Below are 11,335 nucleotides of genomic sequence, written 5' to 3'. Positions count from 1 at the left end.
CGTGGGGTTTTGGCAAGGGTGAGTGGTGCCAAAAAAGGGGCCCGCAGCGAACGGACCCCTTTGTTTCATTGCGTAGGAATCTCTTCGTAGAGACCGACAGCGTCATTCATGGTTCTGAGCAGGGGTTCTGTTTCACTTGCCAAGAGTGCCATGTCGCTGTCGCTTAGCACTTCGCCTGCAGCGGCGCGGTCCATGATGGCTTTGACTGGAACCCAAAGCTCTTTGACATCTTGAAGTCGGTTGGCAATCGCCTCTGTTGGGGCGGGGATAACGCCTGCCTGATCAAAGCCAACCATCAGCGCATTCAGCGAAAGGTCAAACAACTGGACTGTTTCTGCGACACGGGCAGCGTAGAGTTGTGGATCATCTGCGATGCGCATCATGCAGACTTCTTTGACAGCACGTTGGGTGAGCATGCGCTGACGTCCAGCAACGTCAACGGTTATGGTTTGACCTAACGGCAAATCAGGCGAGACATCCGCATAGGCACGGGCTGTCTGAAACACGGCCATGTTCATGAATTTCAAAACCTGAAGGCTGGCATCATCAAGTGTTTGGAGCTCGTCTTGGTTGATGATCCCTGTATCAATACTTTGCTCGATTACGATGCGATAGCGCAGCCAGTGCTCGTCGATATTCCCCAAAGATCGCAGCACACGCGGAAATGTCTCGGCCTGAAGTCCCATGTCTTCATTCCCGTGACGAAGAGCATCGTCAGAGGCAACGAATAGATTGTAGGCCGATGTCATTTGGTCGAAAGCGGTGCCAAAACTGATGTCTTGTGCCATCAGGCAAGCTGCCTTTGCCATGCGCTGTGACAGCATACGTTGGCGGCCCGCAATATTGACCTTGCGGGTGGCTTCTTCGGCACTGACTGTGGGTTCTGCGATTGAAGGTGTTTGCATCCCAAGTAGCAGCATGCATGCTAAGGTTGCATATTTTGGGATTGTTTTCATGGGCGATTGCCTTATTTGGTGTTGATTTGTTTGGCTATTGTTCGCACTGGGCGCGAAAAATATCAGCTTTGCGGCATTTTTCTTTGATCTATTTTCAGTCAAAGATTCTATCTTCGGTTGTCGTTTTCTTGTCTAAGGAATTGACTCAGGAATGCGCGGGAACGAAGGCAAAAACTGAAATGCGCGACATTTTGTTCATGTCTCGCATTTTGGCCGCATATAATATTAGCAGAATCGGGGATTTTGCATAATTTCCGCGCGAATGATGACTCGCCTGAAAGCTGCGTTTATCGCAAAAATGAATGGGTAAATTCTGAGCAGTTCGAGAATCTAAATTTGCAATGCGTGACGAACATTGAGCTCGCGCTGACTAGGCAGCGGTTTAGGAATTGTGCATACCGTTCATATGACGAAAGAAAACTCCGAACTGAGATCCTTGGTCGCCTTCTTGATGATTGGGGGCGGTTTTAGCATATTTTATGCAGTCACAACCGCGGTGCTGATCAGTGTTTTGCATACGCCGCCGTTCTGGACTAGTGTCACGGTCTTCACTGCCTGTGTGCCGCCGGCTTTTCTTGCGCAGCAGCATCTTGCCTTCAGGGCCAAGAAACTCCGGCAGCATGCTTTCTTAATCTACGCGGCCACCCAAATTTTCGGAATTGCACTGGTTTCGACCATAACGACGCGCTTTGTGACCTATGATATTTTCTGGGACACCATCATCATGGGCGTCACGGTTGCGATCAACGCAATTGTCGGCTTTTTGATTGGGCGGTTCGTGACCTTTAATCCCGTGGAGTAAGTCGCGCGATAAAGTGCAGCTTGCGACCGAAAACGAGGTTCAGTGGGAAACCATAGAGAGGCACATTGGTGTTAAACTCTTCAATATTGAGCCCAGCTGCATCAAACCATTTTTCCCATTCAGCGCGAGATGCATAGTTGTAGGGCAGAACAACACCGTGTGGTGCATTGCCGACCCAATCCATAAGTCTCAGCGTAAGGTGATCAAACCAATTTTCGCTCAGGTGGTCTTTGATGATGACCGATGTGCGGCAAACGCGACCCGCCTCACGAATGAGTTCGCTAGGGTCGTCCGTATGGTGCAAAACATCAACAAAGGTTACGACATCGACCCCTTTGTCGTCGACGGGAATGACGTGACCATCGAATAGTTCGACAGGTATGTGCGTTGTCTCGCGCAGCATAATGTCGATGCCCCGCATTTTAGTACCGTTTTGCCGCTCACCAATTGCCTTTGCGATTTGGCCATCGCCTGTCCCGACATCAAGAATTTCGGCATTACTTGGAATTTGTGATCCGAGTTGCTCAATCAGCACTGCAATCCGCCGATTAAACACCATCTTTTCGTGAACTTTTCCCAGAAGCTTTTTGTACATATTGATGCCTGTCGTCATTAATTCGTAAGATTTGCCAGAGTTCTCGGGTCTTTAACAGCCACTAATCCGAGAATATGTGCAGAATTAGGAAAACTTTGGGCGCGTGCGCTTGATTGAGTGTGCCTTAAAACAGTGCGGCATTTCGCTATGGTAGGTTTTCACTTGTGGGTTTAGTTGTTGGGATGAATGCACTGTAAGCGTTAGTCATTGAAAATATTGACAGTTTACATCTTTACGTTAACGTCAGGCCGTAGTCTTGGGCGCGATTCCATTTTATTTGAAGCGCATTCAGAAGCGCATTCATATATGCCGTTCCGAGGCTGCTTAATTCAAACGATCCAGGCCGCTTTCCGCTCCCCAGACAAAAATCTTGTTTTTGAGGGGACAAATGAAAACCTGTAACTCACTAAATTTCGTGGCCAAGCTGGGCGTTTCTATTGGGGCGTTGATTGCGATGCAAAGCGGCGTGGGCTTTGCCCAAGATGTTGATCTGGGGACAATTGTGATCGACGGTGGGCAGAGTATCTCTGTCACGGGCGCGGGCGCTAATCTGGATGCCGATGATGTTAATCTTAAGTCAGGCGGTGATATTGCCGACGCTGTTCGCGCGACGCCGGGCGCGTTCACGCGGACGCCCTCGGATAATCCGGGCATTTCGGTGAATATTCGCGGCATGCAGGGCAATGGTCGCGTGAACACGATGGTCGAAGGCGTGCCACAGACATTCCGGAACCTGTCAGGTCATGCGGGGTCCTTTGACGACCAGTTGTTTATAGATCCAAACCTGCTTGCAGGCGTCGATATTTCGCGTGGGGCTGTGAATGGTGCCGATGGCACTGGCGCTCTAAGCGGTGCGGCCAATTTCCGATTGCTTGATGTGGATGATGTCATTCGCGATGGCCAGGACCAAGGTGGCATGTTGCGGCTGAGCGGCGGTAACAACGGTTCGACCTTTGATGCGATGGCCGCCGCGGCAATGCGACGGGATCGTTTTTCCGCGCTAGTGGCGCTAAGCGGTTACGAAGACGGTGACTATGTCGATGGTCGCGGCAATGAAATTGCGACGGATGCAAAATCACAAAGCGGGATGGCGCGAGCAACGTTTGATGTGTCCTCAGATTCCGATCTTGATGTGGTTGCGCTTTGGGGGCAGACGGATTTCTTGGCGAATAGTTCATCGGGCTATTATTGGGAGACTGAAAAGACTCTTGGCAAAGTGAACTACAGCTTTAATCCCGTGTCGGACGCTGTGGACCTAGAGGTCGAAGCGTATCTGCAGCAAGACGATATCTATTTTCCGGGTGATGATGAACAGAACGGCAGTTCGTTTAACGGTCGTGATGGAACGGATACCGGAATGGGGCTTAAGCTGACCAATACAAGCACGTTCAGCGCATTTGGGAACCCTCTCTCGTTGAGCTATGGGGCGACAGTTCAACAAAACGAATATGACGGCAATGCCCAAAGTGGCGCCAATGCGAGTGGAACGCTCAAGAAATATGGTGTGTTCTTGAGCGGTGAATATGCGGTGTCAGATTTTGATCTGGCGGTTGGTTTGCGTGCAGATGGTTATGAGGTCGAAGGTGTGACGCTGGCGACCGCCGCAGGGAGTGGTGACTGCCCGAGCGATGCGGACGGCGGACGCTGTATTGATGAGCGCGACTCGCGCAGTGACAGCGCGCTGCTGCCCAGTATCGTGATGGGTTATAAGGTTACGCCACAGCTTCGGGTTTATGGTTCTTATGCTTTAACGCAACGCGCGCCGACTGCATCCGAGATGTTTTATCCCGGTGGTCATAGTTTTTCTGGATCGGTGAGTGGTTCTGCGCAGAACCTTGATCTTGCTGCCGAAGAAGCGGCCACCACAGAGTTGGGGGTTACCTATCAGACACAGGGGCTGATTTCGGCGGATGATGTGTTGAATACGCGGTTCAATCTGTTCCGCTCTGATATTGATAACTATATCGTCTATGGTTTCGATCCAAACGGAACAGCGGGTGGAATTTGGTACAACACTGATGACACGACGCGTACCGAAGGTGTCGAGCTGTCAGTCAACTATGACAGTGACCTATATTTCGCATCCCTGAGCTATACCAAGGCGGACACCCGCCAGCCGCTTTCGCTTTATGCGGGGATCGGGAACGATGTTGGCCGTTTGCCAGATGATTTTGGCACCCTCGATCTAGGGGTAAAGCTGCTGGACGCTGACCTGATCTTGGGCGCGCGGGTCCGGTATGTCGGGGACAGTGTGATCGCGATTTTCGACGAGGAAAATTCGCTTCATCTTGATCCTTATACGCTGGTTGATTTTTACGGCAGCTATCAGGTGAATGACGCGGTTCAACTGTTTGCGAGCGTGCGCAATGTCGCGGACAAGGAATATTACGAGGCGAACACTGGTATCGGTGACACCGAATACGCATCAGATAACGGCGGGCGCGGGCGCGAAGTGACTGTTGGCGGAACCATTCGTTTCTAAAATACCACCTGCAGCGTCTTTGGGCGCTGCAGGTCATGCTGCACAATAGTTGTCCGTTACAAATAGTTCACGGTTATTTTGCAAAACTGACATTCAGCGAAACTAATCCGGCCCCTGCAAGACAGGGGGCATATGCGCCCTTTGCGTTTAGGGAAGCATATTATGAAAACGACATCCGTAATTTTTGCAGGTGCGGTCTCTGCTGTTTTGGCTGGGCCGGCGTTTGCGCAAACTGAAATCGAATGGTGGCACGCAATGGGCGGGAGCCTGGGCGAGACGGTCAACAAGATCGCCGCTGATTTCAATGCCAGCCAAAGTGATTACACCATTACCCCCGTATTTAAGGGCAGCTACGAAGAAACATTGACCGCCGGGATCGCTGCATTCCGCGCAGGCGAGCAGCCGAACGTATTACAGGTATTTGATGCGGGCGCGGCCACTGTGATTGGTGCACAGGGTGCGACTGTTGCTGTGCAGGATCTGCTGACGGATAATGGCGTGCCATTTGATATCCAAGATTACATTTCCGGCGTGCGCTATTTTTACGCCGATAGCGATGGCAAAATGATCGGCATGCCGTTCAACTCGTCCTCTCCGATCATGTATTACAACGTAGAGGCTCTCAACGCTGCAGGCGTCACGCCACCAGTGACATGGGAAGAGTTCCAAGAAACAACAGCCCCCGCATTGGTCGAAGCTGGATACATCCCGCTAAGCCAATCGCATATGCCTTGGATTTTCACCGAGAACTTCTTTTCGCGCCACAACTTGCCATTTGCGACTGGCAACAATGGCTATGATTCCGCGTCAGTTACGATCAACATGGATGCGCCTGAAATTCGCGACCACTTTGCCGCGTTCAAGGGCTGGATCGACAACGGTTACGCAGGTTTCTGGGGTGCCGGTTGGGATGACAACGCGACACCGTTTGAGCAAGGCGAAGTCGCAATCTGGCTGGGGTCTTCGGGTTCGTTTGGTGGCCTGCAACAAACCGCAGAATTCCCATTCTCGGCGACCTACCTGCCATATTGGGAGGCCATCACCACAGAGCCGACACAGACATTTATCGGTGGTGCAGCCCTGTTTGCGATGTCAGGTCACTCTGACGCTGAAAACAAAGCGACGGCTGAGTTCTTTCGCTATCTGACGTCGCCTGAGGTGCAATATATGTGGCACCAAGAAACAGGTTATGTGCCGATCACAGAGGCAGCCTATGAACTGGCAAAATCAGACGGTCACTATGATCGCTTTCCCGCAGCAGAGGTTGGTATTCAGCAACTTTCACTGCCTGCAGGCGATTGGACACGTGGCTACCGTATGGGCTTTTACGTTCAAATTCGTGACGTGATGAACCGTGAATATCAGCGCTACCTGACGGGTGAAACCTCTTTGGATGACGCGTTCACTGCGATCAAGTCCGAGGCAGACGAGCTGCTGGCGCGCTTTGCCCAGACCCAAGGCTAACTACGGAACATCTAGATGGCGGTCGCAGCGATGCGGCCGCCGCTTTCGTTATTGAATATCAGGAATACGACATGAAGCGCGCGGCGTTTTCTCAGCCGTTGATGCCCGTGGCACTGTTGATGCCACAGCTGATCATCATTGCGGTATTTTTCTACTGGCCAGCATGGGAAGCGGTTTATTCCTCTTTCTTCTTGCAAGATCCGTTTGGCTTTGGTGCCAGCTATGTCGGGGCGGATAATTACACGCGTTTGGCGCGTTCAACCGAATACGGCAAAGTCGCGGGTTTTACGTTGTTCTTTACGCTCGTGGTGACGTTTCTGTCGCTGGGGATCGCGCTATTGCTGGCGGTCAAAGCGGACAAAGTCATACGCGGCGCTAAGACCTATCGCACATTGCTGATGTGGGTCTATGCCGTCGCACCGCCAGTTGCGGGATTTTTGGGGAGCCTGCTGTTCAACCAAAACATTGGCCCCATCACGGATCTATTCGCGTTTTTTGGTTATGACCTGCAAATTGGGCTGAACTACAACGACACGGCTTTTGCGATGATCACGGTGTCGGTTTGGAAACAGATCCCTGTGAATTTCATCTTTTTGTTGTCGGGGCTGCAGTCCATCCCCGTTTCTGTTCGCGAAGCGGCGTTGATTGACAACCAGTCTGGGGTGCGTCGATTTTGGGATATCACCTTTCCGCTTTTGGCGCCGACCGCGTTTTTTCTGCTGATCATCAATATCACCTACGCGTTGTTTGATACCTTTGGGATCATCGACATCATGGTCAAGGGCAACCCGGCCTCGAACCCGATCACACTGGTTTACAAGGTTTATACAGATGGGTTCCGCGGCAATGATCTGGGTGGTTCTTCTGCGCAGTCTGTCGTGCTGATGGTTTTGGTTCTGCTGCTCACGATTATGCAGTTTCGTATGCTCGAACGTCGCATTCACTATACCTGAGGATCGCAACATGAAGACTAACAAACGACCCATCCGGCCGAGCGATGTCATCGACCATTTGATCTTGGTTTTGGGCGCTCTTTTGATGCTGTTTCCGGTTTACCTGGCGCTGACCACAACCAGCCATGACAACGTCTTGCTTAGCAAAGAGGGTTTGCAATTCTGGTTTGGCGACCAGATGGGGCAGAACTTTCGCGCGGCCATGTTCGACAAGGGCGGGTTTAGTGAGCAAATCGACGGCACAGCGATGCTCATCAATTCTCTCATCCTCGGAGTCGGCTTTGCCGTCGGCAAAATCGCTCTGTCGATGGCCGCTGCCTATGCGATTGTCTATTTCCGACTGCGCTTTGCCACGTTTGCGTTCTGGGTGATCTTTACGACAATTTTGCTACCCCTCGAAGTGCGCATTTTGCCCTCTTACGAGGTGGTCACTGGTCTGGGAATGGCGAACACCTATTCGGGGCTGATCGTGCCGCTTTTGGCATCGGCGACAGGGACTTTCTTTTTCAGGCAGTTCTTTTTGTCTGTCCCAGAAGAACTGGTCGAGGCTGCCCGCATAGATGGGGCAGGGCCGGGCAAGTTCTTTGTTGATATTCTAGTGCCGTTGTCGCGCACAATGATCGCGGCAATCTTTATTATCATGTTTGTGTATGGCTGGAACCAATACCTGTGGCCCACGCTGATCACGACAGACGAGAGCCTGTTCACCTTGGTGCGCGGCATCAAACAAATCACGCAATCCGTGTTCGAAGGAAATCAGATCCCCGAATATGGGCAGGCCTGGGCCTTGGCGATTATCGCAATGCTGCCGCCCGTTTTGATCGTGATCTTTTTCCAAAGCTGGTTCGTCAAGGGCCTCGTTGAATCTGAAAAATAGGAAGACCAAGATGGCGACCGTAAGTGTTACCGATATTTCAAAAACCTACCCCAACGGGGCGCAGGCCGTGTGCCCGGCCAGTTTTGAAATAGCCGATGGTGAATTGATTGTTTTGGTGGGCCCATCGGGCTGTGGAAAGTCGACGCTGCTACGGATGGTGGCAGGGCTTGAGGACATCACAACTGGTGATTTGCGCATCGGGGATCGTGTGGTGAATAACCTTGACCCTGCAGAGCGTGACATCGCGATGGTGTTTCAAAATTACGCTTTGTATCCGCACATGACCGTCGCCAAAAATATGGCCTATGGTTTGAAAAATCGCGGCGCATCAAAGGATCAGATCGCGGCAAAGGTTACCGAGGCCGCTGAAATGCTTAGCCTTACACCGTTGCTGGATCGTCGGCCTAGTCAGCTATCAGGCGGCCAGCGGCAGCGCGTGGCGATGGGGCGGGCGATTGTGCGTGATCCAGCCTTGTTCCTTTTTGATGAGCCTTTATCGAACCTTGATGCAAAGTTGCGCCATCAGATGCGCGTGGAAATTCGCAATCTACAACGGCGCCTAAATGTCACCGCGATCTATGTTACCCATGATCAGGTCGAGGCCATGACAATGGCGGACCGTATCTTTGTTCTGAATGCTGGCGCGATTGAACAAATAGGCACTCCAAGCGAAATCTACCGCAAACCTGCATCGACCTTTGTCGCGTCATTTATGGGCGCGCCGCCGATGAACCTGTTGCACGCGCAAGCGGATGCAGGTCAGGTCCGTATGGGTGATGTTGCCCTGCGTATGCCCTGTGCCGACGGTGCAGTCCAATTAGGTATTCGCCCAGAAGAAGTCAGTTTTTCGCCAATGGGCGAGGTGCCGTTTAAACTGACCTTGGTTGAGGAGTTAGGAGCGAGCCGTCTATTGCATGGAAAAGTTGCCGGGCAAGACTTTGTCGTGAATGCGCCGAATGATGATGCGCCTTTGGCAGATGGACTGATGCTATCCTTTCCAGCCGAGTCATTGCATCTATTCGATGCACAATCGGGCAAGCGGCTATGACGCGGATTGTCTCTGCGTTGACACCAGTCACACCAGCGCAACGTGCCGCAATTCTAGACGCGGCTCCAACGCGGGACGCGCATCGCGCACTGATGGCGCAAATACCGGCGATGCACGAGATCGAGGTTGGTGGAGACGGCAGCGGGCCGATAGATGGACACCTGAATGTCGTCGCTTGGAACCTTGAACGCTGTCTGTTCCCAGAGGAAAGCGCAGAGCATCTGCACGATACGTTCCCAGATGTTGTTTTGGTATCCGAGGCGGACAAAGGCATGGCGCGCACTGGGCAACGGAACACAATGGCGGATATGGCTGCCGCTCTTGGCATGCATTACGCCTTTGGTGTCGAGTTTCACGAGCTTGATCTTGGGGGCGTTACAGAACGCGCCTTTTGCCGCGACGATTATAATGCGCTGGGCTGGCATGGTAACGCGATCTTGTCGCGTGCGCCGTTTGAGAGGCTGGAACAGATCCGCCTTGATGATCACGGGCATTGGTTCGCGCCTGATCAGAACGCCTCTGACCCCGGCCAGCCACGTGTAGGCGGGCGGATGGCACTGGCTGCGGTGATCAGGGTGGATCGAAAAGACATATGTTTCGTATCAACGCATTTGGAAAGCAACGCAGATGCCGCACATCGTGATCGGCAGATGCATGTACTGCTCGACGCTGTCGCGGCATTCGCAGGCGATATGCCGGTTATTATTGGCGGTGACCTGAATACGGGCAATCACTTGCCCCCAGATTTTCGCTGGCAAGATGAAACGCTTTTTGAAACGGCAACTAGGCGCGGCTTTCATTGGGATGCAAATGCCGATGGGTTCACAACCCGGCCCAGCCTCATTACGCCGCACCCAGATCGGCGTATGAAGTTGGATTGGTTTTGCTGTCGCGGAGTGGTGGGCCAAAACCCCAGGATCATTTCAAGCCTAAGTAGATCTGGTCGCCCGCTGTCCGATCATGATGTTGTGACGGCGCAGTTTCAATTCGCTACGCTATCTTAAGGTTAGTGTAATTCACCTTAACACGCGACAGGTGTGTTCGTTAACGGGATTGGGGCAAAAACTGTGCAGCGCAATGAAAGCAAAGGTTTTTCTTTCTATGGGTTAAGTTGCTGTTAACTATCTTATCGCAGGTTCGTTAACCAAAGCGTGGTTGAGTTGACGGTGCAGGCGATGTTGGATTTTCAAGGCGAGTTGGTGGCGCAACACGGTGTCGAGGCCCCGCATTTTAGCCCCATTTCAAAGCGCGTGTTCGACAAATCGGTTGCGACGCTCTTGTTGGTGCCTTTGGTGTTTTGTGCCACTCTTCTGGTCCTTTTGAACCCCTTCGCAAACCCCGGCAGGCTTTGGTTTTGGCAGCAGCGTATGGGTAAGGACTGCAAACCGTTTTACGTTCTCAAATTCCGCACGATGCGCGAGGGCCCAAGTCGGCGTGGCGCATTTGATCCTCTCGAAAAGGGGCGCGTGACAGTGTTGGGCCAGTTCTTGCGGCGTGCCCGACTGGATGAGCTGCCACAGGTGATCAACGTGTTACGTGGCGAAATGAGCCTGATCGGACCGCGCCCGGACTGTTACGAACATGCGGTCGTCTATGCTCAACAAGTTCCGGGCTATACGGCGCGCCACTCGGTGCTACCGGGGATTAGCGGATATGCGCAAACCCAGATTGGTTATGTTGATAGTTTCGCGTCCATTTCGCGCAAAGTGGCGGCGGATCTCTATTACATAGATCAGGCATGTTTTGGGTTTGATATGCGAATTGCGTGGCGCACGATTATCGTAATCCTGACACGATCAGGGCGCTGACCTGATGTTGCGCGACCGACCGTACGCTACACTTAGTAATTTCTAAGCATGCCCGCCTAGGCATGAGGGGTGATTTTAACGGAGAACCCTCATGTCTGATCCCTTTGATTCTGATTACGTAAACCTGACATCCCCTGCGGTTTCACATTTCGTGGTGGTGCCAGACGACAGCACAGACCTGCCTGTCCGGCCTCGCGCGATCTATGTGAATACCGCAGGAACGGCTGTGCTTCAGGATAAAGACGGCGTAGCCGTCAGCTACGACCTAGCCGCTGGGGCGGTGCTAAGCATCCGGCCGCTTCGCATTCTGGCTACGGGCACCACCGCCCAACTGGTCGCGTGGTACTAAG

General features: G+C 52.5%; 11 protein-coding genes. 9 read left to right on the top strand and 2 right to left on the bottom strand.

Features of this window, described 5'->3' with window-relative positions:
* Positions 1-65 precede the first annotated feature (65 nt).
* Positions 66-956 (bottom strand): type IV pili methyl-accepting chemotaxis transducer N-terminal domain-containing protein, encoded by an 891-nt coding sequence (locus tag TW80_RS07895; RefSeq protein ID WP_084625730.1) that lies wholly within the window; start codon positions 954-956, stop codon positions 66-68.
* A 406-nt stretch (positions 957-1,362) separates the two neighbouring features.
* Between TW80_RS07895 and TW80_RS07885 the strand changes: the two genes are divergently transcribed.
* Positions 1,363-1,758 carry a hypothetical protein gene (locus TW80_RS07885; RefSeq protein WP_052700910.1) on the top strand — a complete coding sequence of 132 codons (396 nt, stop codon included), beginning with the start codon at positions 1,363-1,365 and terminating at the stop codon, positions 1,756-1,758.
* Here TW80_RS07885 and TW80_RS07880 read toward each other — a convergent pair.
* Complete coding sequence (locus TW80_RS07880) at positions 1,742-2,353, bottom strand: class I SAM-dependent methyltransferase (protein WP_239450500.1); 612 nt, start codon at positions 2,351-2,353, stop codon at positions 1,742-1,744. The genes TW80_RS07885 and TW80_RS07880 overlap by 17 nt on opposite strands.
* 388 nt (positions 2,354-2,741) lie before the next feature.
* Here TW80_RS07880 and TW80_RS07875 point away from each other — a divergent pair, with 388 nt between their 5' ends.
* From TW80_RS07875 to TW80_RS07840, 8 genes are all read left to right on the top strand, one after another.
* Entirely contained in the window at positions 2,742-4,835 is a 2,094-nt protein-coding gene (locus TW80_RS07875; RefSeq protein ID WP_084625728.1) for a TonB-dependent receptor domain-containing protein, read from the top strand.
* Between the two features lie 162 nt (positions 4,836-4,997).
* Positions 4,998-6,299 (top strand): extracellular solute-binding protein, encoded by a 1,302-nt coding sequence (locus TW80_RS07870; RefSeq protein WP_084625754.1) that lies wholly within the window; start codon positions 4,998-5,000, stop codon positions 6,297-6,299.
* 71 nt (positions 6,300-6,370) lie between these two features.
* Positions 6,371-7,252, top strand: a complete 882-nt coding sequence (locus TW80_RS07865; protein WP_045996691.1) for an ABC transporter permease subunit — start codon at positions 6,371-6,373, stop codon at positions 7,250-7,252.
* A 10-nt stretch (positions 7,253-7,262) separates the two neighbouring features.
* On the top strand, positions 7,263-8,129 hold the full coding sequence (gene ugpE / locus TW80_RS07860) for a sn-glycerol-3-phosphate ABC transporter permease UgpE (protein ID WP_084625727.1): 867 nt from the start codon (positions 7,263-7,265) through the stop codon (positions 8,127-8,129).
* A 10-nt stretch (positions 8,130-8,139) separates the two neighbouring features.
* A complete protein-coding gene (ugpC, locus tag TW80_RS07855) occupies positions 8,140-9,177 on the top strand; it encodes a sn-glycerol-3-phosphate ABC transporter ATP-binding protein UgpC (RefSeq protein ID WP_045996689.1) in 1,038 nt (345 codons plus the stop codon).
* On the top strand, positions 9,174-10,181 hold the full coding sequence (locus tag TW80_RS07850; protein ID WP_045996688.1) for an endonuclease/exonuclease/phosphatase family protein: 1,008 nt from the start codon (positions 9,174-9,176) through the stop codon (positions 10,179-10,181). Before ugpC ends, TW80_RS07850 begins: the two co-directional genes overlap by 4 nt.
* Positions 10,182-10,352: 171 nt before the next feature.
* Positions 10,353-10,985, top strand: coding sequence for a sugar transferase (locus TW80_RS07845; RefSeq protein WP_045997097.1), 633 nt, complete (start codon positions 10,353-10,355; stop codon positions 10,983-10,985).
* Between the two features lie 91 nt (positions 10,986-11,076).
* Entirely contained in the window at positions 11,077-11,334 is a 258-nt protein-coding gene (locus TW80_RS07840) for a spike base protein, RCAP_Rcc01079 family (protein ID WP_045996687.1), read from the top strand.
* The last annotated feature ends 1 nt before the right edge of the window (position 11,335 follow it).

This window comes from Loktanella sp. S4079 (genome assembly GCF_000967725.1).
GTDB lineage: Bacteria > Pseudomonadota > Alphaproteobacteria > Rhodobacterales > Rhodobacteraceae > Yoonia.
The sequence above is the reverse complement of the archived record's forward strand: the minus strand, read 5'-3'. Positions and strand labels throughout refer to the sequence as shown.